At 67.6% G+C, this 24,666-nt stretch carries 27 protein-coding genes; 17 read left to right on the forward strand and 10 right to left on the reverse strand.

Features of this window, described 5'->3' with window-relative positions; genetic code table 11:
- Positions 1–94 precede the first annotated feature (94 nt).
- Together WEB06_19030 and WEB06_19035 are read right to left on the reverse strand one after the other, a co-directional pair.
- Positions 95–334 carry a hypothetical protein gene (locus tag WEB06_19030; GenBank protein MEX2557711.1) on the reverse strand — a complete coding sequence of 80 codons (240 nt, stop codon included), beginning with the start codon at positions 332–334 and terminating at the stop codon, positions 95–97.
- A 276-nt stretch (positions 335–610) separates the two neighbouring features.
- A complete protein-coding gene (locus WEB06_19035) occupies positions 611–955 on the reverse strand; it encodes a heavy-metal-associated domain-containing protein (protein ID MEX2557712.1) in 345 nt (114 codons plus the stop codon).
- 225 nt (positions 956–1,180) lie between these two features.
- Here WEB06_19035 and WEB06_19040 point away from each other — a divergent pair, with 225 nt between their 5' ends.
- Positions 1,181–1,456, forward strand: a complete 276-nt coding sequence (locus tag WEB06_19040; protein MEX2557713.1) for a DUF6457 domain-containing protein — start codon at positions 1,181–1,183, stop codon at positions 1,454–1,456.
- A 103-nt stretch (positions 1,457–1,559) separates the two neighbouring features.
- A complete protein-coding gene (locus tag WEB06_19045; GenBank protein ID MEX2557714.1) occupies positions 1,560–1,823 on the forward strand; it encodes a hypothetical protein in 264 nt (87 codons plus the stop codon).
- Here the strand turns inward: WEB06_19045 and WEB06_19050 are convergent.
- Complete coding sequence (locus tag WEB06_19050; protein MEX2557715.1) at positions 1,807–2,580, reverse strand: DUF3152 domain-containing protein; 774 nt, start codon at positions 2,578–2,580, stop codon at positions 1,807–1,809. The two genes, WEB06_19045 and WEB06_19050, sit on opposite strands and share 17 nt — an antisense overlap.
- Positions 2,581–2,671: 91 nt before the next feature.
- Positions 2,672–3,133 (reverse strand): hypothetical protein, encoded by a 462-nt coding sequence (locus tag WEB06_19055; protein MEX2557716.1) that lies wholly within the window; start codon positions 3,131–3,133, stop codon positions 2,672–2,674.
- A 274-nt stretch (positions 3,134–3,407) separates the two neighbouring features.
- Here WEB06_19055 and WEB06_19060 point away from each other — a divergent pair, with 274 nt between their 5' ends.
- On the forward strand, positions 3,408–3,734 hold the full coding sequence (locus WEB06_19060) for a DUF4193 family protein (protein ID MEX2557717.1): 327 nt from the start codon (positions 3,408–3,410) through the stop codon (positions 3,732–3,734).
- A gap of 80 nt (positions 3,735–3,814) precedes the next feature.
- On the opposite strand, the gene WEB06_19065 is transcribed toward WEB06_19060, so the two are convergent.
- Positions 3,815–5,554, reverse strand: coding sequence for an NAD-dependent malic enzyme (locus tag WEB06_19065; protein MEX2557718.1), 1,740 nt, complete (start codon positions 5,552–5,554; stop codon positions 3,815–3,817).
- 231 nt (positions 5,555–5,785) lie between these two features.
- Here WEB06_19065 and acsA point away from each other — a divergent pair, with 231 nt between their 5' ends.
- From acsA to WEB06_19085, 4 genes are read left to right on the forward strand one after another with little or no spacing between them, the layout of a single operon-like run.
- Complete coding sequence (gene acsA, locus WEB06_19070; GenBank protein ID MEX2557719.1) at positions 5,786–7,570, forward strand: acetate--CoA ligase; 1,785 nt, start codon at positions 5,786–5,788, stop codon at positions 7,568–7,570.
- A complete protein-coding gene (gene pdhA, locus WEB06_19075) occupies positions 7,570–8,565 on the forward strand; it encodes a pyruvate dehydrogenase (acetyl-transferring) E1 component subunit alpha (GenBank protein ID MEX2557720.1) in 996 nt (331 codons plus the stop codon). The genes acsA and pdhA overlap by 1 nt, the downstream gene beginning before the upstream one ends.
- A gap of 23 nt (positions 8,566–8,588) precedes the next feature.
- A complete protein-coding gene (locus tag WEB06_19080) occupies positions 8,589–9,566 on the forward strand; it encodes an alpha-ketoacid dehydrogenase subunit beta (GenBank protein ID MEX2557721.1) in 978 nt (325 codons plus the stop codon).
- The gene (locus WEB06_19085; GenBank protein ID MEX2557722.1) at positions 9,559–10,725 is read left to right on the forward strand and encodes a dihydrolipoamide acetyltransferase family protein; all 1,167 of its coding nucleotides are present in this window, start codon (positions 9,559–9,561) and stop codon (positions 10,723–10,725) included. The genes WEB06_19080 and WEB06_19085 overlap by 8 nt, the downstream gene beginning before the upstream one ends.
- 42 nt (positions 10,726–10,767) lie before the next feature.
- On the opposite strand, the gene WEB06_19090 is transcribed toward WEB06_19085, so the two are convergent.
- Together WEB06_19090 and WEB06_19095 are read right to left on the reverse strand one after the other, a co-directional pair.
- Positions 10,768–11,121 carry a VOC family protein gene (locus tag WEB06_19090; GenBank protein MEX2557723.1) on the reverse strand — a complete coding sequence of 118 codons (354 nt, stop codon included), beginning with the start codon at positions 11,119–11,121 and terminating at the stop codon, positions 10,768–10,770.
- 34 nt (positions 11,122–11,155) lie between these two features.
- On the reverse strand, positions 11,156–11,644 hold the full coding sequence (locus tag WEB06_19095; GenBank protein ID MEX2557724.1) for a YbaK/EbsC family protein: 489 nt from the start codon (positions 11,642–11,644) through the stop codon (positions 11,156–11,158).
- Between the two features lie 204 nt (positions 11,645–11,848).
- Between WEB06_19095 and WEB06_19100 the strand changes: the two genes are divergently transcribed.
- Together WEB06_19100 and WEB06_19105 are read left to right on the forward strand one after the other, a co-directional pair.
- On the forward strand, positions 11,849–13,663 hold the full coding sequence (locus WEB06_19100; GenBank protein MEX2557725.1) for a long-chain fatty acid--CoA ligase: 1,815 nt from the start codon (positions 11,849–11,851) through the stop codon (positions 13,661–13,663).
- Between the two features lie 67 nt (positions 13,664–13,730).
- A complete protein-coding gene (locus tag WEB06_19105) occupies positions 13,731–14,102 on the forward strand; it encodes a cupin domain-containing protein (GenBank protein ID MEX2557726.1) in 372 nt (123 codons plus the stop codon).
- A gap of 16 nt (positions 14,103–14,118) precedes the next feature.
- Here the strand turns inward: WEB06_19105 and WEB06_19110 are convergent, their stop codons facing one another.
- Entirely contained in the window at positions 14,119–14,604 is a 486-nt protein-coding gene (locus WEB06_19110) for a hypothetical protein (protein MEX2557727.1), read from the reverse strand.
- A 173-nt stretch (positions 14,605–14,777) separates the two neighbouring features.
- Here WEB06_19110 and WEB06_19115 point away from each other — a divergent pair, with 173 nt between their 5' ends.
- On the forward strand, positions 14,778–15,467 hold the full coding sequence (locus WEB06_19115) for a GNAT family N-acetyltransferase (protein MEX2557728.1): 690 nt from the start codon (positions 14,778–14,780) through the stop codon (positions 15,465–15,467).
- 135 nt (positions 15,468–15,602) lie between these two features.
- Complete coding sequence (locus WEB06_19120) at positions 15,603–16,046, forward strand: universal stress protein (GenBank protein MEX2557729.1); 444 nt, start codon at positions 15,603–15,605, stop codon at positions 16,044–16,046.
- A 54-nt stretch (positions 16,047–16,100) separates the two neighbouring features.
- Here WEB06_19120 and WEB06_19125 read toward each other — a convergent pair whose 3' ends face one another.
- Entirely contained in the window at positions 16,101–16,460 is a 360-nt protein-coding gene (locus WEB06_19125) for a hypothetical protein (GenBank protein ID MEX2557730.1), read from the reverse strand.
- 83 nt (positions 16,461–16,543) lie between these two features.
- A complete protein-coding gene (locus WEB06_19130) occupies positions 16,544–17,725 on the reverse strand; it encodes a hypothetical protein (protein MEX2557731.1) in 1,182 nt (393 codons plus the stop codon).
- A gap of 275 nt (positions 17,726–18,000) precedes the next feature.
- Here WEB06_19130 and WEB06_19135 point away from each other — a divergent pair, with 275 nt between their 5' ends.
- Genes WEB06_19135 through WEB06_19160 form a run of 6 tightly spaced genes read left to right on the forward strand, consistent with a single transcriptional unit; the run spans position 18,001 to position 24,501 of the window.
- Complete coding sequence (locus tag WEB06_19135; protein ID MEX2557732.1) at positions 18,001–19,374, forward strand: ABC transporter substrate-binding protein; 1,374 nt, start codon at positions 18,001–18,003, stop codon at positions 19,372–19,374.
- 9 nt (positions 19,375–19,383) lie between these two features.
- The gene (locus WEB06_19140; protein MEX2557733.1) at positions 19,384–20,238 is read left to right on the forward strand and encodes a branched-chain amino acid ABC transporter permease; all 855 of its coding nucleotides are present in this window, start codon (positions 19,384–19,386) and stop codon (positions 20,236–20,238) included.
- Positions 20,222–22,078 carry a branched-chain amino acid ABC transporter ATP-binding protein/permease gene (locus WEB06_19145; protein ID MEX2557734.1) on the forward strand — a complete coding sequence of 619 codons (1,857 nt, stop codon included), beginning with the start codon at positions 20,222–20,224 and terminating at the stop codon, positions 22,076–22,078. Before WEB06_19140 ends, WEB06_19145 begins: the two co-directional genes overlap by 17 nt.
- Positions 22,071–22,817 carry an ABC transporter ATP-binding protein gene (locus tag WEB06_19150; GenBank protein ID MEX2557735.1) on the forward strand — a complete coding sequence of 249 codons (747 nt, stop codon included), beginning with the start codon at positions 22,071–22,073 and terminating at the stop codon, positions 22,815–22,817. Before WEB06_19145 ends, WEB06_19150 begins: the two co-directional genes overlap by 8 nt.
- Positions 22,814–24,187, forward strand: coding sequence for a choice-of-anchor P family protein (locus WEB06_19155; GenBank protein ID MEX2557736.1), 1,374 nt, complete (start codon positions 22,814–22,816; stop codon positions 24,185–24,187). The genes WEB06_19150 and WEB06_19155 overlap by 4 nt, the downstream gene beginning before the upstream one ends.
- Positions 24,184–24,501: a hypothetical protein gene (locus WEB06_19160; protein MEX2557737.1), complete on the forward strand. Its 318-nt coding sequence runs from the start codon at positions 24,184–24,186 to the stop codon at positions 24,499–24,501. The genes WEB06_19155 and WEB06_19160 overlap by 4 nt, the downstream gene beginning before the upstream one ends.
- Positions 24,502–24,666 lie beyond the last annotated feature (165 nt).

Here is a 24,666-nt window from a genome sequence, read left to right on the forward strand (position 1 = left end):
CCGTGCGGTCGAAGATCGCAGGCCAATTACCTCTCGAGCGCGTTCGGGCGCCTAGGGCCGTGTGGCCCGTCTGGGCCGGGTCGCTTGGGCTGGTTCACGAGGCGCATTCGCCACGCCCGAGGATCACGCGGAACGGCTCGGACGATCCCCAAGCTTCGAACAACTCGGGCGCTTCCTCCTTCGCGGGGAGATGCTCGAGGTCGGCGACGCGCTGCTCGATACCGGCGACGCCGATCCGGTCGACCCAATCGGCAAACGCTTCGCCCTCTCGTCGCTCGCTCGTGTACGCGGCGACCAGGCGCGCGAGCGCCTCGGGTGCCGCCCGGGCGGGCACTTTGGCGACGTAGGTGCCGAACCGCGCCCCGCCCGGCGTGATGCGCGCGCCGACGTGGACGCGATGTGGCCCCTCCCCATGACAGCGCTGCTGATGGAGCGAGCATCCGTTACGGGCGTGAGTAACAAAAGGCGCGACTGGCCCTCTCGTTCTGGGGCCATCGGCCATAGGAGGAAATCGGGGTCCGGTCTGGGTGGAGACGTATTTCGGGCCGAGGCCTTCCTCCGCTCGCCTATCGTGGGATAACGAGCTCGGTCATGCGAGCGGCGAGCCGGGTCATGCGAGCGGCGAGCCGACCGGTGAAAGAGATGCCACCATGGGCCGGAGACGGACCCGCTCGTCATGGACGTTGAAGCCCGCCTTCGCGATGGTGACCCTCAGGTCCTCCCACCCCAGGCGAGTCCTTTCGTAATCGACGTTGGCGCAACCCATCGCCTCGTTCACCGATACGGCGACCACGCCGGGAAGCACGGCCAGGGATTGCCTCAGCACCACGGCACACAGCCGACAGTGGAGATCGAAGATCTCGAAGCGGCATGTCGAGGTCGCCCGTGCGGGCGTCCGGTCGCCGCCCCGCTGACGGAGCGCTCTTACCCGGAGGTGCTTCGCTCGAATGTTCATCGCGTATCTCGTGCTCCTGTGCCATTAGCCCCGCCGGCCAGGCTCTGAGGACAGGGTCAATAGCCCTCCAGCTCGAGGGACCATGGGCCCTGCCTCCCGAGGGGGCACTCCGCGACAGTCTTCGCCGAGATCCGGGCCTTACACACGGGGATCGTCGCGCCGACGACGGAAAGCAGCGCCGACGGTCCTGCTTCCGTGGAGCCGCCTAGAGGCGAGGAGGAGATCATGACGGCGAACTGGCTCCAGGAAATCACCCGAGCCGTCGCGTCGACCGTGGGTCAGGCCCCCGACACGCTGACCCTGTCTCCCAAGGACGTACGGACGTTGCTCGACCTCGCACGGATCGCCGCGCATACCAGCGGTGACCGCACCAACGCCCCGCTCCTGTGTTACGTGCTCGGGATCGCGCACCGTGGCGGCGCATCGCTCGACACGCTCTCGGCTGCGGTTCGCGAGGCAGCGGACCGGGGGGCGGTGGCACCGGCGCAGGCGAAAGAATGAGCGTCCGCACCGTCACTGCGGAAGAACTTGAACACGCGCTCATCAGATACGAGGAGGCAGTCGCTCGCGCCCTTCGCTACCTCACTCCGCTCCCCCCGAGACCGTGGTCCTTCGCGACGCGTGTGGGCTCGTGCTGGCCGAGCGTGTCGTCGCGGCGATCGACGTGCCGCGCTTCGCCAACTCCGCGATGGACGGCTATGCGATCGTCTCCGCAGACACTGCGGAAGCTTCCTCCGATCGGCCCGGCCGTCCTGTGCCTCGCCGGGTCGGTCTCCGCTGGCCGCCGCCGTTGAGGATGACGTGGCGGCACTCTGCGGTGATGGCCGCTCGGAGGGCCGAAGGCCGCGACCTCAGGGTACGGAGCTGAGCTCGTAGGACAACGGCCACGGGTTCGCGCGACAGGTACGCCCCTCGGTCGTCAGGCCCAGGGACTGTTGCATCATCACCGGGGCCGGTGCCCCCTCCTTCGGACACCCGCGGTGACGCTGCCCGATCGTGTGTCCGACCTCGTGATTGATGACGAGCCGCCGATAGTCGCTCACGGTCAGGTTGACGAACTTCGACCCACCGAACCACCGCTCCGCGTTGATCACGACCTGGCCCGGCACCTGACACGACCCGTACCCGGTGTAGGGGTAGCAGATGCTGTTCTTGTGCTCCTGGGTGCGGAGCCCGATGAGCAGCGAGCCCTTCGGATCGTAACGGAACCGCACCTGCCCGCTGGCGATCCACGATCGCCGGTCGCACAGGATCGACAGCACGTCCTGGGTGAAGCGTTCCGGCGTGGTAGGCAGTCCGCGGTCGACCTGGATGCGGAAGCGAACGACCCGTGCGCCCTTCGTGCCGCAGGTTGCGCTGGGTTGGGCGGGGCCCGTCCACGGAGCGGCGTAGACGGTCGGCCGGCGGCTCGGCGATGGTTTCGGCTTAGGTGACGGCGACGGCGACGGCGACGGAGAAACAGTCGGAGCAACCGATGGCGAGGGAGAAGGCGAGGGCGACACCAGCGCGATCGCTCGTTCCTGGGGCCGACCGGACCGGTTCAGCCGGAACGCCGCGGCACCGGCTCCGAGCAGAGCGAGCAGCCCGGCCATCGTAGCGACCAGGATGAGCGTCCGCCGCCTCATAAGCCGGAGACACCATAGCGCTCCCGCGCGTTCGGGACGCGTCCCAGGTGAGTCCGAGCGCACCTTCCGTCAGGAGTGGATCGCCGGCCGGTCAATCGTCCATCGGCCGGCCCTTGAGCGCGGACACGACCTCGGGGACGAGATCACCGAGTCCGCCGGGGCTAAGGACCCTGCAGCCGTCGAGCAGATGACGGTTGGCAAACGCCTCGGGCCCCGTCGCCTCTACACACACGGGACGCTCGAGAATCGTCTGTCTATGCGTACCGAGGATCGCTCGATTCTCTTCCGACCCGAGGCTCAGGGAGAAGACGATGGCGTCTGCGCCTTCCACGAGCGGACAGGTGACACCACGTGGGATCGGACACTCCCAGCCTCGCGTGGCATCGGGCCCCGGACATTCGCCCACCTCGAAGCCCGAACGCTCGAGGAGACGAACCGTCGCCCATCGGCCAACTTCGTCGGTTTCCTCCACCAGCACCCTGGGCTCGAGCCTGGGCTCAGGCCATTCGTTCGGCACATAGGGAACCTGCCGCGTCTTGGATCTCCGCACCATCCGTGCTCACCTCCAAAGGCAGCCCGTTTCTGCACCGTCCAGTGAGCCCCAGGTCCGCCCGCCCGCGTAGGCGCATCCGTCCCTAGACAACCGGGACGAAAGCCTCTAGGGCTTCGACGATGGCCGGTTGGGTGTTTGGCCTCGCAGGCCTCGCCCGACGGTCCTAACCAGCCGTCGCCGTATCCGTTCGACCGTCGACTTCTGGGACCATCAGCCCTGCCTTGCAACTTCCGAAGCGGTGAAGCTGGAGAAGCGCTCCTTTAGGAGGTTGGCCGTGACCAGAAAGAACGGACATCGCCGGGGAAAGGACCTGGGGACCATCGAAATGATCCCCTTGCCGCTCGAGGAGCAGGTTGAGACGGAGCTCGAGGCGCTGCACGAACGAGCCGACGACGGGGAGCTGGCGTTGGAGGAGCTCGAGAGTGCTATGCATCGCGACGAGAAGGTCGACTCGGAGACTCCGCAACCCCCGGTTGGTCGGGGCCGTCTCGAGTTCACGTGCACCTCGTGCTTCCTCGTTATGAGCCGCGCGCGCCTCGCCGATCCGCAGAAGATGCTGTGCCGCGACTGCGCCGGAAGCTCGCCGACCCGCGACGGCTGACGTGCCGCGAGTGTGCGCGGATCACGCGTCGCTGAACCCGTGAACAGCCCGCATCTGCGCTTCCGCCGGCCGGCCGAAAACTAGTGGAGGACGGCGTACTCCGGTCGCCACATGAACGCATCGATGACCGCGCTCATCTGCTCCCGATCTTCGCCGGTTCCTGCGGCTGCGACCGCGACGGCGATGGAGCGCGAGACCTCCCGCAGTGCGGAAACCGGGGGGTACAAAGCGCCGGTCGCGAGGCGATCTGCGGTTACGTGGCCGGCAAGCTCGCGCGCCGCCGTCAGGAACATCTCGTCGCTGATCTCCATCACCCCCGCAGCGATCGCACCCAGCCCGACTCCCGGGAAGATGAACGCGTTGTTCGATTGTCCGACCACCCGCGTTTGCCGGCCCCAGAGGACGGGGGGGAACGGGCTGCCCGTCGCGACGAGCGCGCGCCCGCCGGTCCACGCGACGACGTCGGCCGGGATGGCTTCCGCACTGGACGTCGGGTTTGAGAGCGGGAAGACGACGGGGGTCGTTGCGTGGCCCCCCATCTCGCGGATCACGGCCTCCGTGAAGACGCCGGGTTCTGCGGTGGCGCCGATCAGGAACGTGGGGCGGATGCGGCCGACGATCGTCACGAGGTCGTGGACCGCGGAGATCCCGTACAGCGATGTCTCGGCCGGGCCCAGCGCGAACGGTTCCTGCTCGTCGGACACATCGGGACGACCGAGATACAGCAGCCCCCCAAGATCCGTCATGACGATCGCTCGGCGGATGATGCGTTCGTCGACGCCGTCCCGGCGCATCGCCGCCGACAACGTGCGCGCGATACCGATACCCGCTGCTCCGGCGCCAACGATGACGAACCGGTGCTCCTCGAGCCTGCCGCCGATCCTTCGCAACGCCGCCAGGACGCCGGCGAGCACCACGGCACCGGTGCCTTGAACATCGTCGTTGAAGCTCGGAAACCGGTGGCGATACCGGTCCAGAACGGCTACCGCGTTGTGTTTCTTGAGATCCTCCCATTGCAGCAACGCGCGGGGGAACGTCTCGCGCACACCTTCCACGAAGGCGTCGAGGAACCGATCGTAAGCGCGGCCGCGCAGCCGCGGTCGCCGGTATCCGAGGTACAGCGGATCGGACAGCAGCGTCTCGTTGTCGGTCCCGACGTCGAGTGAGACCGGCAGCGTCAGCGCCGGAGGGACCCCGGCGCACGCCGTGTAGAGGGAGAGCTTGCCGATCGGGATCCCCATGCCGCCGCAGCCTTGATCGCCGAGGCCCAGGATCCGCTCGTTGTCCGTCGCAACGATGAGCCGCACCTCGCCCCGCGCCGCGTTCCGAAGCAGGATCGGCACTCGATCCTCGTCCTCGGGGGTGAGCCACAGACCGCGCGTCCGCCGCAGGATGTGGCTGAATCGCTGGCAGGCAAGCCCTACGGTCGGCGTGTAGACGATCGGGAGTAACTCCTCGAGGTTCTCGGCGAGCACACGATAGAAGAGGGTTTCGTTGCGATCCTGCAAGGCTGCGAGACCGATGTAGCGCTCGAGATCGTCCTCTTTACGCCGCACGTGCTCGAGCTCCAACTCGGCCTGCTCCTCCATCGTCAGGACGCGAGCCGGCAGCAGGCCGTGAAGACCGAAGGCGTCGCGCTCCTCCTCGACGAAAGCGGAGTCCTTGTTCAGCAAAGGATCGGCGAGCAAGGCGCGCCCGCGAGCCGTTGTGAGGAGCACGTTGGTTTCCTGCACCTCGGTGGCCGTGATCGATCCTCTCCTCGCACGCAGGACGAGAGGTTCCTCGCCCGCTCGAAGCGTGTCCCCGGCGGCGTCCGGCATGCCAGGGCCGACCGACCCTCCTGTGAGGGGACAGGACGACCGGCGAGCACTCAGCGATAACTCGCGCAACGCAAGGCAAAAGGTCCGAAGGGCCCGCCGCGGCGGACCGTCCGGCCCTAGCGACCTCACGCTTGTTCGGTGACGATCGGAACAGAACATCGAACGGCGCGCGTACCGCATGCCGCTCCGTCGGTGTCGGGAGGCGATCCTCATGCGGGTTCGCGAATCGGCATGACGTGGGAGACGATCGGCAAGACGGCGGGCCATCGGCTCCCCGAGCCCAATCTCGGCGACTACGAGCGCGTCTACGCCTCCTTCTCTTGGGCGCAGGCTCGCCGCGAGCTCGACGGCCTCCCCGACGGACGCGGCCTGAACGTCGCGCACGAAGCCGTCGATCGTCATGCCGGCGGCGCGCGCGCGCGCAAACTCGCGCTTCGATGGCTCGGCCGAAGCGGCGACGTTCGCGATCTCACGTACGGAGATCTGCGCGTCCTGACGAATCGCTTCGCGAACGTGCTGGCCGGGCTCGGCATCGGCAAAGGCGATCGCGTCTTCGTCCTCGCGGGGCGGATCCCCGAGCTGTACATCGCCGCCCTGGGGACGCTCAAGAACGCCAGCGTCTTCGCCCCGCTGTTCTCGGCCTTCGGTCCGGAGCCCATCCGTCAGCGGATGACGATCGGCGACGGACGCGTGCTCGTCACGACCGAGGCGCTCTACGAGAAGAAGGTCGCCGCCATCAGAGACTCCTTGCCGTCGCTCGAGCACGTGCTGCTCGTCGGCGCGGAGGGTGAGGTCACGAACGTTCCGGGAACGCTCGACTTCAACAAATGGATGAGCGAGGCGGACGACCGCTTCGAGATCCCGCCGACCGACCCCGAAGACATGGCGCTCCTCCACTTCACCAGCGGCACGACCGGAACTCCGAAAGGTGCGGTCCATGTGCACCAGGCCGTCGTGGCGCACCACATCACCGGGAAGCTCGCGCTCGACTTCCATCCGGACGACGTCTTCTGGTGCACGGCCGACCCCGGCTGGGTCACGGGGACGTCTTACGGGATCATCTCGCCGCTCACGAACGGCATCACGAGCATCGTCGACGAGGCCGACTTCTCAGTCGAACGCTGGTGCCACACCCTTCAGGACGAGCGCGTCACCGTCTGGTACACGGCGCCGACGGCCGTTCGGATGTTCATGAAGGCCGGAGTCACGCCGGTGCAGGACTACGACCTTTCGCGGCTTCGCTTCATCGCGAGCGTCGGGGAACCGCTCAATCCCGAGGCCGTGGTCTGGGGCGCCGAGGCGTTCGGTCTTCCCATCCACGACAACTGGTGGCAGACCGAGACCGGCGGGATCATGATCGCCAATTACGCCTCGATGGACATCCGCCCCGGCTCGATGGGGCGTCCGCTCCCCGGCATCGAGGCGGCCATCGTGCGCCGGGGCGCCAACGGCAAGATCATCACGACGGACGGGATCGCCGAGGTCGTCGCCGAGCCGGGCGTCGAAGGCGAGCTGGCGCTGCGGTCGGGATGGCCGTCGATGTTCCGCGGATACCTGCACGAACAGGAGCGTTACCGCTCGTGCTTCGCCGGCGACTGGTACCTCACCGGCGACCTCGCGAAGCGCGACGCCGACGGCTACTTCTGGTTCGTGGGACGCGCGGACGACGTGATCAAGTCGGCCGGGCACCTCATCGGGCCGTTCGAGGTCGAAAGCGCCCTGATGGAGCACCCTGCCGTCGCGGAAGCGGGTGTCATCGGGATCCCGGACCCGCTCGCCGGCGAGATCGTGAAGGCCTACGTCACCCTCAAAGCAGGGCGATCGCCCGACGAGCAGCTGCGCAGGGAGTTGCTCGGATTCGGGCGGAAGCGGCTCGGCGCGGCCGTCGCGCCGCGACAGATCGATTTCCGTACGAGCCTTCCGAGGACGCGGAGCGGCAAGATCATGCGCCGGCTGCTCAAGGCACGTGAGCTGGGCTTGCCGGAGGGCGACCTTTCGACGCTGGAGGACCAGTGATGGACCTCGACCCGGTCACCGGCCCTGCGCCCGACCCCGAGCACGGCCGCCACCTGCTCCATGAGATGCTTCGCATCCGCCGCTTCGAAGAGAAGTGCGTGGAGCTCTACAGCGCCCAGAAGATACGTGGATTCATGCACCTCTACATCGGCGAAGAGGCCGTCGCCGTCGGCGTCATGGAGTCGCTCGAGCGCGAGGATGCCGTGGTCGCCACCTACCGCGAGCACGGCCACGCGCTGGCGCGCGGCGTCTCGGCTGCCTCCATCATGGCCGAGATGTTCGGGAAGGTGGAAGGTGCGAGCCGCGGACGCGGCGGCTCGATGCACATCTTCGACGCAACTACCCGCTTCTTCGGCGGAAACGCGATCGTCGGCGGAGGGCTGCCGATCGCGGTCGGCCTCGCCCTCGCCGACAAGATGCGAGGACGAGCCCGTGTGACGTGCTGCTTCTTCGGTGAAGGAGCGGTCGCGGAAGGCGAATTCCACGAGTCGATGAACCTCGCAGCGCTCTGGGGTCTCCCCGTGTTGTTCGTCTGCGAGAACAACCTCTACGCGATGGGAACCCACATCGAGCGCTCCGAAGCCGAGACGAACATCGCATTGAAGGCATCGAGCTACGAGATGCCCGCCTGGTCCGTCGACGGGATGGATGTTGTCGCGGTTGAAGAAGCCGCCCGCCGTGCGGCCGTCGCGGTACGCGCGGGAACCGGTCCGTACTTCCTCGAATGCCGGACGTATCGGTTCCGAGCGCACTCCATGTACGACCCGGAGTTGTACCGCGCCAAGGAAGAGGTCCGGATGTGGAAGCAACGTGATCCGATCGAACTCTTCACCGGGTGGCTGCAATTGCACGGCGCCGTCGACGACGAGTCGCTCCGCCGGATGGAGGAAGAGATCGCGAGGGAAATCGCCGAAGCGATCGCGTTCGCAGAGGCCGGAACGCCGGAACCGGTCGAGGACCTGACGAAGTACGTCTACGCGGAGCGAGCGCCATGAGCTCGGGCGAAGGTTCGGAACGGTTGCGAATGACCTATCGCGAGGCCCTTCGGGCCGGGATCCGCGACGCGATGCTGCAGGACGAGCGCGTGTTCCTCATGGGGGAGGACGTCGGCCGATACGGCGGATGCTTCGGCGTGAGCAAAGGACTCCTGGAGGAATTCGGTCCCGACCGGATACGCGACACCCCGTTGTCGGAATCCGCGTTCGTCGGAGCAGGCATCGGCGCGGCACTCGGCGGCATGCGTCCCATCGTCGAGATCATGACGGTGAACTTCAGCCTGCTGGCGCTCGATCAGATCGTGAACAACGCGGCGACGATCTCGCACATGTCGGGGGGGCAGTTCGCGATCCCGCTGGTCATCCGCATGACCACCGGCGCCGGCCGCCAGCTCGGCGCTCAGCACTCGCACAGCCTGGACGGCTGGTACGCCCACATCCCCGGTATCAAGGTGTTGACGCCGGCGACGCTGGAGGACGCGCGTGGCATGATGGCCAGCGCCCTCGCCGACCCCAACCTGGTTGTGATCTTCGAGCATGGATCGCTGTACAACATGGAGGACGAGCTGGCGGCCGACGCGGGTGCCGTCGATATCGAACGCGCGGCCGTGCGGCGGCCGGGCAAGGATGTGTCGTTGATCACTTACGGAGGCACCCTTGCGAAGACGGTCGAGGCCGCCGAGAAGCTCGCGCCGGAGGGCATCGACGTGGAAGTCGTCGATCTCCGGGTGCTCCGGCCGCTCGACGAGGCGACCATCCTCCGGTCGGTTCGGAAGACCCACCGTGCGGTGATCGTGGACGAGGGATGGCGGAGCGGGAGCATCTCGGCCGAGGTCAGCGCGCGGATCATGGAAAACGCCTTCTTCGAGCTGGACGCGCCGGTCACGCGGGTCTGCTCGGCCGAGGTCCCGATGCCGTTCGCGAAGCACCTCGAAGAAGCGGCCATCCCCCAGGTCGAAACGATCGTGCGAGCGACGCGGGAGCTCTTCCGCGGTGAGTGAATTCCGCATGCCCTCGCTCGGCGCCGACATGGAAGCCGGCAAGCTCATCGAATGGAAGGTCAAGCCCGGTGACCACGTGAGCCGCGGCGACATCGTCGCGGTCGTAGACACGGACAAGGCCGCGATCGAGATCGAGATCTTCGAAACCGGGACCGTCCAAGAGCTTCTCGTCGCCGAAGGGACGAAGGTGCCGGTCGGGACGCCGCTGGCGCTCATCGCCGCGGACGGCACCGAAGCCGCGGCGGTCCCATCCCGGGCGCCGTCGGAGCCGGCTCGCCCAGAAGCCCCGCCGCCCGCTCGCCGGCTCGCTTCCCCGCTGGCTCGCCGAGCCGCGCACGAGCTCGGCGTCGATCTCTCGCGGGTGGCCGGGACTGGTCCCGGCGGCGCGATCACGCGAGCGGACATCGAGCGCGCCGCCGCCGCGCGTGACGCGGAGACGCCGCAGGCCGAGACGGTCCGCGCTCAGGCAACGCCCGAGCCGTCCACCCAGGACCGAAAGGCTGCGATGCGGCAGGCGATCGGGGCGCTCATGGCACGCTCGAAACGGGAGATCCCGCACTACTACTTGGCGACGGATATCGACATGAAGCCGGCCCTCGCTTGGCTCGAGGAACACAACGCAGAGCGCCCGGCCACCGAACGGCTGCTGCCGGCCGCGCTCCTGCTCAAAGCCGTGGCGCTGGCGACGCACGACGTGCCGGAGATGAACGGCTTCTGGATGGAAGGTGCGTTCCGGCCGGGCGACGGGGTCCATGTCGGAGTGGCGATCTCGCTCCGACAGGGCGGCCTCATCGCACCGGCCATCCGCGACGTGGATGAGAAGAGCCTCGACGAGCTGATGACGTCGCTCCGCGACCTCGTGCAGCGCGCACGTTCGGGCGTGCTTCGCGCCTCGGAGATGTCCGAACCCACGATCACGGTGACGAACCTGGGCGACCAAGGGGTGGAGACCGTCTTCGGCGTGATCTATCCACCTCAAGTGGCGCTCGTCGGCTTCGGCAAGATCGGCGATCGACCATGGGCGTCGGGAGGTCTCGTCGGATCGCGCCCACTCGTGAAAGCCACGCTCGCTGCAGATCACCGCGCGAGCGACGGGCATCGCGGTGGCCTATTCCTGGCTGCCGTCGACCATTTCCTCCAGGAACCGGACCACCTCTAGGCTCCGGCGCCCCCGGTCGAACGACGCTCGGCCCCGTCGGGACTATTTGGTCGTCATCTGCATCAGGCCGATGATGTTTTCCTCGATGTCCTGGAACAACGCGAACGCACCGACGCCGGGGATGTCCGTCGGCGGGACGAGGACGCGGCCACCGAGCTCCGCGACCCTTCGCAGCGTCGCCTCCAGACCGTCCACCCGGACGTACACGGTCACGTATCGCGGCATGTCGGCGGTGGCCTGCATGATGCCGCCGCCGATGCCGCCGTCCTGGGGGGCAACGAGCCAGTACCCGGGTCCGGCCGGGATCGATTCCCAGCCGAACAGATCGGCGTAGAAGCCCTTCAGCTTCTCGGCTTCGTGGCCTCCGATCTCGCAATGGATGACGGGGTGAGACATCGTCGCTCTTCTCCTCGGGTGGATCGTCGCCCGGCTACTCCATCCAGTCCTCGTCGAAGGTCTTCTGCTGCCGGCAGAGCGGCGCGATCGTCACCTTCGGACCGGCGAGGAGGTCGGCGGTCCGCATCTTCACGGACTCCGTCTGCCTGCCCGATGCGAACACGATGCGCTCGTGGCCGGCGAGCTCTTCGTCGACGTACAACGGGATCCCGAGCAACCCGGAGAGCGGAGGGATCGCACCGAGCTCGTAGTCCGGGAAGTCCTTGCTGATCTCTGCCTCGTCGGCGAGACTCACGTGCCCGGTGCCGACCGCTTCGGCGACTCGCTTCATGTCGAGTCGGCGGGAGCCGGGGATGACGGCAACGACGTGACCGTTCGGCGTGTCGAGCACGATCGCCTTCGCCACCGTTCCCGGGGCGACGCCGAGTGTCCGTGCCTCGTCGACGGCCGTCTGGGTTGGCGGATGGTCGAAGGCCAAGAACTCGAGCTCGCGATCGGCCAAGTACTGCGTCACGGTAGACATGACGCCTCCCTTCCTTCGTACGAACATCCTTGTCCGACCAACCGTGGAGGGACAGGGCCGTCCGACCTCTCAAGCCTGGGTCTCTCCTGCGCCGGGTCCGGCGGGCCCGATGGACCCGTCTATGTGAGTCCGACCGCCTCTGGGACTCGAAGCTCGAGTGGGCCAGGCTATGTACGGGATTCCGGCTTAGGAGGGTTGATCGTCATGCCTGCACGAGGAGACACGATTCCGGAGATGCTCGCCGATCGCGTTCGGCTCACCCCCGAACGGCCGGCGATGAGGTTCAAGCAGGACGAGGCCTGGCAGACGATCACCTGGGCGCAGGCGCTGCGCGGCGCTCAGGAGGTTGCCGCCGGACTCGCGGCGCTCGGCGTCGAGAAGGGTCAGACGGTCAACATCCTTTCCGCGAACCGTCCGGAGTGGCACTACGCCGACTGGGGAACCATGTTGGCGGGCGCGCTGCCCGTCCCGATCTACACGACCAATTCGCCCGAGCAGGTCGCCTACGTCGCCGCGCATTCCGAGGCGAAAGCCGCGTTCGTCGAGAACGCCGATCAGCTGCGCAAGTTCATCAAGGTCCTCGATCAGCTGCCGCACCTGGAACGGATCATCCTCATGACCGGAAGGCCGGACGAGATCGATCCTCGGATCCTGACCTGGGAGGAGCTCATGGGCGCCGGCCGGACGTTCGAGGCGGCGAACCCCGGCACGGTCGACGTTCGGATGCGGTCGCTGGCTCCCGAGGATCTCGCGACCATCGTCTATACGTCCGGGACGACCGGACCCCCCAAGGGGTCCATGATCACACACGCCAACGCGACCTGGACGCTGCGATCCGTCGACGGGGCGGTGCATCTGGCAGAGGGACGGGAACGCACCGTCTCCTACTTGCCCCTCGCGCACATATTCGAGCGCCTCGTTTCGGACTGGGGAAGCATCTACTACGGAACCGACGTGTGGTTCGCCGAATCGATCGACAAGCTCGCCGACAACCTGCGCGAGATCCGTCCCACCTTCATGATCGGCGTGCCGCGCGTGTTCGAGAAGGTCTACGCTCGCGTCAACGAGTCGATCGTGACCCACCCGAAGCGCCGCCTCATCGAGCGGGCGATCGCGAACGGCCGGAAGGTGGTCGAGCTGCAGCAGGCCGGACGGTTCGTACCTCTCGGTCTCCGAATGAGTCACGCGCTCCTGGACAGGCTGGTGCTGAGCAAGTTGCGCCACCAGATGGGCCTCGACCAAGCGCATCTCGTCGTGAGCGGCGCCGCGCCGATCAATCCCGAGATCATCTGGTTCATCCGTTCGCTCGGCATCAACCTCGTCGAGGGCTACGGTCAGACCGAGGTCACCGCGCCGACGTCGATGACTCCGCCGGACGGCTCGCGGATCGGCACGGTGGGGCCGCCGATCCCGGGCGTCGAGGTCAAGATCGCCGACGACGGAGAGATCCTGGTTCGCGGCGGCAACGTGTTCAAGGGATACCTGAAGGACGAGAAGGCCACGAAGGAGAGCTTCACGGAAGACGGCTACCTCCGCACGGGTGATGTTGGGCGTCTCGACGACGCCGGCTACCTGATGATCACCGACCGCAAGAAGGATCTGATCATCACCGCAGGCGGCAAGAACATCGCTCCCCAGGTGATCGAGGAGCAGCTGAAGTTCTCGCCGCTGATCTCTCAGGCCGTGGTGATCGGCGATGGGCGGCCGTACGTCGCCGCGCTGCTCACGCCCGACGCCGAAGCGCTCACGAAATGGGCCGACCGAAACGGTATCGGGACGACCAACCTCGAGGAGCTCGTGAAGGACGAACGCGTCCTGGCCGAGATCTCGAAGGCCGTTGATCAGGTGAATGCACGCCTGTCCAACGTCGAACAGGTGAAGCGTTGGACGCTCCTCGGTCGCGAGTTCGCTCAAGAGGACGGAGAGATCACTCCGACCATGAAGGCCCGGCGGGTCATCATCCTCCAGCGCTACTCCGAGGAGATCGAGAAGCTCTACGAAAGGAAGCCGGAGCCATGAAAGCGATCGGTTGAGAACCTGATGAACCAACGGTTTCCATGGATCACGGGAAAGGATGGTGAAGGACATGGCCGCATCGCCGATGGCAACAGCAACGCGTAGCGTCTTCGAGCGGCTCGCGATCGACTCGATCCCCTGGGAGCCGTATCGCGATCGCGAAGGCCGCGAGCAAGACGGCGTGCAGCAGAAGACCGTCTTCATGGTCGGCGGCGGGAAGGGCTACACAGGCCTATTCAGGCTGCAGCCCGGCGCCGAGCTTCCGGTGCACGTCCACCGCACCTTCGAGCATCACGCTTGGGTCGTCGAGGGCGGCTGCGTCGCAGGAGACCACTATCTGCGTGCCGGATCGTATGAGTACGTTCCGGCGGGCGCCGAGCACGGGATCGACCGAGCAGGACCCGAGGGTTGCACGCTCTTCTGCTTGATGCTGCGAGCGTGAAGCTGACCTCGACCTTTCAGTCGGTGCCCCCGATATCTACCTCGTACGCATCGTGTACGAGGTCGGCGGCGTGCTGGCGGTGACGGAACAGGCGCTGGATCAGCGCTCGGAGGCGCGCCCGCGTCACGTCCGGCGTCTCGGTCACTAACATCGCGCGGCCCAGTTCGGCGTCCAAGGCGAGGACCAGCTTCCGTTGCTCGATCCGAAGCTTCTCGACATCATGCGCGAGGTGGGTTGCTCGGATCATCACGTCTTCAAGCAGACCGCCTGGGCCTTCGCTGAACGAGACGTCGTCGTAGAACGATCCGCGGAGCGCGGATAGCGAGGCGATGACCTTCAGGCGCCAGTCGATAGTCCGTTTCGCGACGGGAGCCTCGAGCGAAGATTCGAGATCAGTGATCGCCTGACGGCAATCTCGCCGGTAAGACCTCGAGGCTTCGAGCAGCCCGATGCTTCCTTCAGGCGTGCGTTGTGTCCCGGTAACCACCGCGTGCCAGGCCATTTCGCCCCCCTCTCCATGCCCCCGGAAGGGCGCCATCTCTACTCAGGCTTTCGCATCGCCGGGCGGGGTGAGAGGGCCGAACGACCCTCAGCCGCCGGGACGGTCCCACGGCCCGCGCGAGCCGGGCCTGAAGACCCTGCCCTCGAGTTCAATGTGTCTGGTGACATGGCGGCGTGGCGAAAGCCCGAACGAACACGGTCCCGCCCGTAGACCGCGACTTCATCCAGAGCCACACGACCGAGGTCGCACTCCGGGACGGCACGCGCGTCCGCCTTCGGCCGGTGCTTCCCGGGGACAAGGCTAAGCTGGTCGAAGGCTTCAGACGGCTTTCGCCTGAATCGCGGTATCGCCGCTTCCACGGCGGCGTATCGCGTTTGACGCCCGCGCTTCTCCGGTATCTCACCGAGGTCGACTACGACAACCATTTCGCCTGGGCGGCGCTCGCCGTGGACGAGCCGAGCGAACCGGGCATCGGCATCGCGCGCTACGTACGACTCGCCGAGGATCCTGGGGCGGCGGAGGCCGCCGTGACCGTGGCCGACGATTATCAGGGCCGCGGCCTCGGCACCTTGCTACTCGAGATGATCGCGCTGACGGCACTGGAGCACGGCATCCGCCGCTTTCGGTCGTACGTCCTGGTCGAGAACGCGCCGATGATCGGCATCCTCACGAGGGCGGAAGCGCGTCTGGAACCGGATTCACCGGGGGTTCTGCGCGTCGATCTCAACCTGCCGGACGAGGTTGAGCTTCTGAGATCGACGACGCTGTATGAAGTGCTTCGAGCCGTCGCGCGCGGGGAGCCGCCACCCCGAACGCGGGCGTGGCCGCTGGGACGGCTGATCCCCGGAGACGACACCCGTTGAGTCACGCACGTCGAGCAGGCGCCTCGCCGTCCGACCCTCGCGGAGGGGGCAGGTCGCCCCTTCTTCGAGCCGTCGGCGTCCGCAAGACTGGGGTATGGCTGAGCGGTTGCGTGGTAGTGAGAAGGAGGGTCGATGATGGCGAGCGGCCGGATAGTCGTGGGCGTTGATGGATCCGAGGGATCTGCCGGCGCCATCCGATGGTGCGCCGATTACGGCGGGCGCCTCGGCTTCGAGATCGTTGCCGTGCACGCGCTCGCGCTGCCCGTCTACACGGAAGCCGTCCCGTTCGCATCCTGGCCGACCGAGGACAAGGAGTTCCGGGACAAGATGCTGGCAACCGTTCGCGATGAATGGTGCGCGCCACTTCGAGAAGCCGGTGTCAAGTACGACGCTCTGCTCGTCGACGGGAGCGCTCCTTGGATGTTGACCGATGTCGCCGACCGTGAGGACGCCGACATGATCGTCGTCGGCAGCCGGGGGCGGGGTGGATTCGGCGAGCTGCTCCTCGGAAGCACGAGCCACCAGCTGGCCCACCACTCGAAACGTCCGGTGGTGATCGTACCACCCGAACGCACCTAGACACGAAGGATGGGGGACGGATCGTTCGATCGTCCCCCATCCGCTGTGCCGGGCTCAGATCTTGAGCAGCGTGCGCACCTTCGCCCCGCGCTCGAGCTCCTCTCCGATGCCCTCGCCGACAACCAGGTAGTCGACCTTGAAGTGCTCCAGGAGGTAGTGGGCCTTCCCGAGGTTGGAGTCATACTCCTCGTCCTGCTCGATACGAGCGATCTCTTCTGCGGGGCCCTTGACGATCATGAAGCCCTGCTCCTGGTTGAAGTCGCCCGTCTTGAGAAGGAACGGTTCGAAGTACGTCACCTTCGCGTCGGCCATCTTCTTGCCGAAGTACGTCGTGACATCTGCGAAGAGGTCGAGGGCCTGCGCCTCTCGCCCCGGCACCAACTTGCCCCATGTGAAGCGGATCGCTGTCTCCATGGCTTCCTCCTTCCCCACCATCGCCGGCCACTCGCCGTTCACCTCCTCGGAGCGGCCGGAACGAGCGTGTCACCTCCATCCTGCTATGCACGATCGACGGCAAACCGTCCTTCTCGGCCCTGGTTTGCGATTGCGGGCAGACGGAAGCGCAACAACGCTCCAACGGTGTGCCCTCGCAGCGGCGTGTCGGCGAAGACATGCTCGACAGCGCTGCCGCCCTCGATAACTGCTCGCGCGACATGGTCGACGACGTCCGCGCTCGTGCGAGTACTTGCTCCGCATCGCGGACAGGGGTTCTCTGAGAGGCCGAGCCACGCGCACGCATCGCACACGACGCCGGCAACGGTGGCGCCGTCGTCGGCCAGGAGAACGTCGATGGCCCGGGCGTTCGCCGCGTCCAGAGTGGCACGGACACCAACCACCCCGAGGCCGCCGCGCCGCTCCCGGTCGAACAGCTCATCGACGATGCGACACTCGAGGGATCGCTCGAACGCCTCCTCGAGCTTGGTGCACCGTTCCTTGATGACGGCCGTGGTGGCGGTGTGCGGATCGACGTGGAAAGTCCCGGCCACGAGATCGGCGAGCCAGGAAGGGAGGAACGGGACGAACTCCTCAACGCTCCCCCGGTGACCCCCCAGCAGGAGCATGTCGAACCCCCGCTCTTCGAACAGCTCGGCGATGAGGGCCGCCGTCTCGCGGTAGTGGCGGTGCGCGACCTCTTCAGAATGGCGGTAGGCGCCGTATTCGGCCAACCCGTACCAGCCACCGAAGTTGCTGATAAGGCGTCCTTCTTGAACCGTTTCGTGCCAGGCCTCGAGCTCGCCCATGTAGAACTCGAGGATCCGCGCTCGGCGCCGGTCGACGACGACCGCGCAGTAGCGGTGGAACTCGTCGAGAAGCGCATCGAGCGGACGCATGTAGGGCTTCGCATCCGCCACGGCCACGTCCCATAGCTTTCGCGGCAAACTCAGGTACTCGAGGAAGCCCACCTGGGCGCACGAGAAGATCGCTACCCCATGACCGATCTCGGTTGTGACGCGCTTCTCGAGATCCATCACCGCGTCGATGTCCTTGCGCAAAGACATGGACGCTCGTCGGTCGAGCGACCTCGAGGCATCCCGGATCGGCTTGAGCATGTCTCTGAGGCGCGCTCCGACGGATCGCGGCTCTCGGATGTCCGGACCGAGATTCAGATACACGGAGAGAACGGGGAGCGAGTTTCCCCGGAATCGGCGGATACGGTCGACCGTCTCCTGCGTCAGCATCGGCGACTCCCTCTCCGGCATCCTCCGCCGAGGACCGGAATCGCGGCAGAGGCGAGCGGCCTACAACCGGGGGGACCCCCATGCTCCTTCTTGGTCACCCGTGACCCAAGATGCTCTCCGCACCGACGAGCCTGCGGGAGCGTGATGTTCGTCCGGCTTCCTTCCCCGGTCGCGGCGCGAGCAAGCGGCCCGAGTGCGGCAGGACCATCGGCCCTGCAGCTACCTAGCCGGTCGGGACTACGTTCGACTCGGGAACGATCCGGAGGGGGGAGGATATGGGCAAGCGCATCCGATTCCCGATCGCAGTGACCCTCCTCGCACTAGTCCTGGCCGCGTGCGGAACGCGCGTCGACAAGGAGGCCTATCTTGCGGCGCTGCGCCGGCAGCTCCAGGCCGGAGCTCAGCAAGGCGGCGGCCCCGCCGCCACGGGCGGCCCGACTCGGCCCGGCGGCCCGGCGGCGACCGCGACGACCGGCGGATCGGCGACGAACACCGGCAAAGGCGGGACCGGTTCGACCGGCGGTTCATCCGGCTCCAGCGGTTCGGACGCGGAGAAGCTCAAACTCTCGACGGCGGTCGCCGGTAACGTCATCTCGATCGGCATGCACATCCCGCTCACCGGTGCGGCGCCGCTGCCGACGAACTTCTCCGACGTGGTCGATGCCGTCGAGGAGTACTTCAACGCCGAAGCGAAGATCAACGGCCGAACCGTCCGGTTCATCATCGAGGACGACGGCTACGATCCTGCCAAAGGCGCCGCTGCCTGCCGCAAGCTCGCCGAAGCGAACCCTCTATTCGTGATCGGCCACACGATGCCGGCCGTGCAGGACACGTGCGCGGGGCTCTTCAACTCGCGCCGTATCCCCTACCTGATGCGCGGAACCTACGAGGAGGTGCTGAAGAACCGGCCCCTGGCGTTCTTCGGGACGATCTCCGACGACCGTCAGGGACGGCTGCTGGCTCAGTACGTGATGAACCGGCTCGACGGGAAGAACCACAAGATCGCAGTCGTCTATCAGAACGATCAGACGGCCGCCTACGGTGCGTTCTCGTCGGAAGTGAAGGCGAGGGGGGGCAAGATCGTGGTCGCCGAGCAGAGCGCGCCGCGCCAGTCCGACTACGCCGCCACGGTTCAGAAGCTGCGCCAGGCCGGCGCCGACATCGTCTTCCTCTCGATGCCGCCCGTGGATGCCATCAAGATCTCCGTGCAGTCGCAAGGCGACGGCTACCATCCGACCTGGCTGAGCGGCGCCACCTATTGGAACTACAATCTCTCCGTCCAGTCGGCGGGGATGGCCCTCGACGGCGCGATCGCCTTCTCGCCCTGGCCGACGATCGATTCCGCGGCCGCCAACTCCTTCACGGATATGTGGCGGCGCTACCGGCCGAACTCGGAACCGGAGGATCTCGGTCTGATCATCTGGGGTTGGGCGAACCTCGCGCGCAACGCCATGCTGGCCGCCGGCCCACAGCTGTCGCGAGCGACGCTCTTCGACGCCTTGAATCGGTTCAGCTTCAACGAGACGTACTGGCAGTCGGTCACCTACACCGAGTCGAACCACAACGGCGCCACATCGGTCGCCGTTTTCCGAGCCGACGGTCAGTCGAAGCGGTGGCGGCAGGTATCCGGCTTCGCGTCGTCGTTCTGAGGGGCTCCCGTGATCGACTACCTCGTCATCGGGATCCTCACCGGAGCCGCCTACGCGCTCCTCGCGGTCGGGTTCGTGCTCGTCTACAAGGGGACGCGGATCTTCAATCTCGCCCAGGGAGAGATCGGAGCCGTCGGCTTGTACGTCGCCTGGTCACTCCTCGGCCGTGTGCCCGTCGCGGTGGCAGCCGCGGTGGGTATCGTCGTTTCGGCAGTTACGGCACTCGTCGTGGAGCGAACGATCGTCCGCCGGCTCGTCGGCGGCGCGCCGCTCGCGGCGCTCGCCTCCACACTGGGGCTGGCGCTGACGCTCGCCTACATCGAGGTGTTGATCTGGGGCGCGAACGTCCAGACGTTCCCATCGCCGGTCGGAACCTCATCCTTCCATCTCGGCTCGGCGACGATCACCGCGCCGCGGCTCGCCGCCCTGATCACGGCCGGCGGCGTCGCCATCGGCCTCGGCGTGTTCCTCCGCAGGACGCGCTTCGGGCTCGCCGTCCGCGCGGCTACCTCCGATCAGAGCCTCGCGAGAGTGTCCGGGGTTCCCGTCGGGCGAACGCGCGCGTTCGTTTGGACGCTCGGCGGTGCACTCGCCGGCGTGTCGGCCATCCTGCTCGCATCGGTGCTGACGTTCCACCCGCTTTCGAACACGCTCGTCCTCGTCCGGGCAATGGCAGGTGCGCTGCTCGGCGGTCTGACGAGCCTCCCCGGCGCCTTCGTCGGCGGGCTCGCCGTCGGTGTCGTGGAGAGCCTCGTGAAGTCACAAACGTCGATCTCGGGTGTCCCCGACGCGGCGATATTCGCGCTGATCCTCGGCACCTTGCTCATCCGGCCGGGAGGGATGTGGAGTGCGCGCGAGGCATGACCAAGCCGGCCGCGGCGGCCACGTCGACATCGGCGCGGTGCTGCTAACGCTGAGCGCCGTTGCCCTCGCCCTTTCCCTGCCCCGCATGGGCGCCTACCACCTCTTCGTCGTCGCGCTGATCGGGACCCAGGTGATCGCGGTCCTCAGCCTCAACCTGCTCATGGGATACGCCGGACAGGTTTCACTCGGCCAAGCCGCTTTCGTCGGGATGGGGGCCTTCGGCGCCGCCCAGTTCGCCGCATGGGGCATCCCCTTCCCGCTCACCATCGCCGCCGCGGCTGCGACCACCGCCGGGGCGGCCGCGATCGTCGGCCTTCCGAGCTTGCGCATCCGGGGACTCCAGCTCGCGGCGACGACCCTCGCGTTCGGAGTCACCGCCGAGCTCCTTCTGTTCGCGCGCCCATGGGACCCCACCTCAACGGCGGGAGTCGCGATCCCGCGGCCCTCGATCATCGCCCTCGACCGGCCGTTCGCGCTCGCGGTCCTGAGCGCATTGGTGCTTGTGCTTCTGCTGGACCGCCGGGTCCGCCGGTCGCGGCTCGGCCGCGCGTTCCTCGCCGTCCGGGACCGCGAGGACACCGCAGCTGCGCGCGGCATCCCCGTCGGGCAGGTAAAGCTGGCGGCGTACGCGCTCAGCGGGCTCTACGCAGGCATCGCCGGAGGCTTCTACGCCTACCTGCTCGAGAGCGTCTCCGCGACGCCGTTCTCACTCTTCACCTCACTGTTCTACGTCGCCGCGGTGGTCATCGGCGGACTCGGCTCCTGGAAGGGCGCCGTCGTGGCAGGCGCCGTCCTGACCGCGCTGCCGGAACTTGGGCGCGGCGATCTCGTGACGTGGACCCCGCTCGCCGGTGCGGTGCTTCTCATGGTGATCCCGGTGTTGCGCCCCGAAGGCCTAGCCTGGCTGCTCGGCATACGCTTCGGCGGCAGACCCGTACCCGCCCCCGACGGCGAGCCTCTCCGAGACGGTTCGCTCGCACGTGTTCTGGCGGAGGATCGGCGTCGTCCCCTCGCGCGCGCGATGCCCGCCCGCACCCTCCTGGCTGCGGACGATGTGCACATCTCGTTCGGCGGGCTGCACGTGCTCCGGGGTCTGTCGCTGGAGGTCCGGCGCGGCGAGATCGTGGGGCTCATCGGTCCGAACGGCGCCGGCAAGACGACGTTCTTCAACTGTGTCTCCGGGTTCCTCCGCCCCGAGGCCGGGCGACTCACGTATCGGGGCAGCGACCTGCTCGCGATCCCGAGCCACGGTCGCCCGGCTCTCGGGATCGTGCGGACGTTCCAGCAGGTGGGCTTGTCGCCGCATCAGACGGTCTGGGAGAACGTGCTTTCGGCGCAGCACGCTCGAGCCGCGTACGGCGCCGCAGCCGGGCTCCTCCGTACACCGGGGGTTGCGCGCATCGAGAGCGATCTCGCGAGCCGCGCGGATGCGGCGCTCTCCCTGCTCGGGTTGCGCGACGTCGCGTCGTACCGGGTCGGCAGTCTGGCGCACGGCCGGCAACGGCTCACCGAGATCGCCGCCGCGGTGGCGGCCGGACCGGAGCTTCTCGTGCTGGACGAGCCGGGCGCCGGTATGGGTCCCGACGAGTCGGCCGAGCTCGCCGAGCGCCTGGCGGCGCTGCACGCCGATCTGGGCCTGACGATCTTCGTGATCGAGCACCACATGCCGTTGATCGCACGACTCTGCGACTACGTCTACGCGCTCACCGAAGGACGCGCGATGGCGGAGGGGAGCCCCGAGGAGGTTCAGCGCGACCCGGTCGTCGTCGCAACGTATCTCGGCGAGGAAGAGCACCAAGCTCCGCTCGGGTCGCCGGTGGAGGTGGCCGCCGGTGTCTAGCCTTCTGCGCCTCTCTCACGTCATCGCCGGCTACGGCTCCGCGACGGTTCTGCACGGGGTGGAGTTCGACGTGTCCGAGGGAGAGGTGGCGGTCATCCTCGGAGCGAACGGCGTCGGGAAGACGACCACGCTCCGGACCGTGTCCGGGTTGCTCCGACCGTGGAAGGGCACCGTGGAATTCGACGGGCATCGCCTCGATCGGATGAGCCCCGAGAAGATCGTCGGGCTCGGCGTCGGGCTCGTCCCCGAGCCACCCGCGATCTTCCGCGATCTGACCGCCTTCGACAATCTTCGTGTCGGTGCGTACCGGCTGGGTTCCGATCGCCGAACGTTCGAGCGGCGCGTCGAAGATGTCTTCGCCACCTTCCCGATCGTCGCCGAGCGCCGCGACCAACTGGCCGGACGGCTGTCCGGCGGCGAACAGCGGATGCTGGCCCTCGGGCGGGCGTTGATGGCCGCGCCGCGGATGCTGCTCGTGGACGAGGTTTCGATGGGCCTATCCCCACAGATGGTGTCGAACGTGTTCCGCCTCCTCGCAGGACTTCGGTCGCGCGGGATCACGATCTGCATGGTCGAGCAGAACATCTCCGCGCTGTCCATCGCCGACCGTGCTTACGTCATGGAGAAGGGGCGCGTCGTGCACGAGGCCCAAGGCGCGGATCTCGAACGGACGCGGGACGAGGTGGCCGGCGCGTACTTGGGCCGCTCCGCCGCCACCGTGGGAGGGGGCCGGCCATGAGACGCCGAGGCGCTCGCGCGTTCGGAGCGTTTGCGCTCGTGACGCTGGTCGCGGCAGCCCCGACGACATCTCCGCAGCGGGCGGACACGTACGCCGCCGCGTGGGCGGTCTGGATCACGACGCCGGCGAGCGACGTGATCCGGCTCGCGGCCGCGTCCGCGGAGACGGGATCGGCCGCGCACGCCGGTGGCGCTCCGGTCGGCGTCGGAGGCACGAGTCCACAACGGGCCGACGCGACGCCGGCAGAAACCGATCAGGTCGTGGCGCCCCTCGATTGGGCGGACCCGACCGAGAGCATGACCATCCGGGGCGGTTTCGCCGAGGCACATGCGTCCAGCGACACCGCTTCCGCCAGGGCGGGTCTGAGCACGGCGAGCGGGTCCGGCTTCGCGATGGCGAACCAGCTTCTCAGCGAGGAGCAGCAGACCCAGCTGCTGACGACGTGGGCGGACACGATGGCGGCCGTCTTCGCCCCGATCAACGCCGCGCTCGAGAGACTCGGTCCTGCCCTCGCACTCGCCGGGCTGGTGGTGCCGCATCTCGATCCACCGCCGTCGGAAGGCTTCCTCGATGTCGCGCTCGTCAATCAGGTCTCGACCGCGGTCGACGTCTCATCGGCGCCGGGGATCGCGTCGGCTCGCGCGGAGACCGCTCTCGCGGCGGTGCGGCTGCTGGCGGGCTTCATCGAGGTTCAAGAGGTGAAAGCGACCGCTGTTTCGGAGGCGGTCGACGGAGCGGAGACGCGAAGGGCGACGGCGACCCTCGGAAGCCTCCGGATCGCTGGAGTCGAGGTCGTCGCCGACACCGACGGCTTCCGCGTCGCCCGCAGCGACATCGTCGCACGCACCGTCCTCCAGCCGGCGATCGATCTGCTCGTCTCCACGATGGCTCGAACAGGCGTCACGCTGCGTGTCGCCGAGACGCGCTCGGCCGGGACGCTGCGCGAAGCCTCGGCACTCGAACTCGAGATCGCTTCGCCGGAGGGTTTGTTCTCCATCTCCATCGCGCACGCCGAGTCCGCGGCGCCGGTCTTCATTCCGCCCGGCGATGCCCCGACCACGGGGCCGGCCACGTCGCCGGCGCAGCCGCCGGCACCGCTCGTGCCCGTCACCACGCCGCCGATCGCTCCGGGCCGCGCGGCCACGATCCCCTCGCTCGCGCCGTCGACGCTCGCCGAGCCCTATGCCGGGCCGGTTACTTGGCGTCCGTCGCGAGCCGACGCACGCGCTCTGCGCACCACGTATCTGCTGCTTATCGTCGGCGCCCTGCTCGGGGCGCTGGCCTTGCCGATGATCGGACGTCCGACTTCGCGCCGCTCGCCTTCCGCGACGGGGCGGAGACGTCCACGGACCTCAGGAGGGATCCCATGATCCAGCGTCGGTACCGACTGCTTGTCGCCTTGGCCCTCATGGGGGCCGGGGCCGTCGTCGCGTTCCTCGGCTATCTGGGCGTCAGCGCCGAGACCGAAGTGCCCTTCCAACTCCCGTATTTCGCGAGCGCCGGCATCGGCGCGTTGCTGCTCTTCGGCGCGGGCGCGACCATGCTGCTCTCCGCGCAGCTCGATACGGACCGCGAGCGTCTCGACGAACTCGAGGATGCGGTGCGAACCCTCGCCGATGAGATCGGCCGGCTGAGCGACGACCTCACGCCGACGCGTGGTCGTCGCGAGCGACGTTCCGCCTGACGCGACGGGATCGGACCGGCACGCCGCGACGTTGGAACTCGCTCGCCAGCTTGGCCGGGATCGGACGACACGCGCAGTTCAGGCACTTGTCCTCCCCGCCCAGGGCCGTCCGCCGCTTGCGCCCGGCCTCGGGCCGAGGAGAGACTGACGCCGTTCGCTTCAACC

The organism is Actinomycetota bacterium, from assembly GCA_040905475.1.
Taxonomy (GTDB): domain Bacteria; phylum Actinomycetota; class AC-67; order AC-67; family AC-67; genus DATFGK01.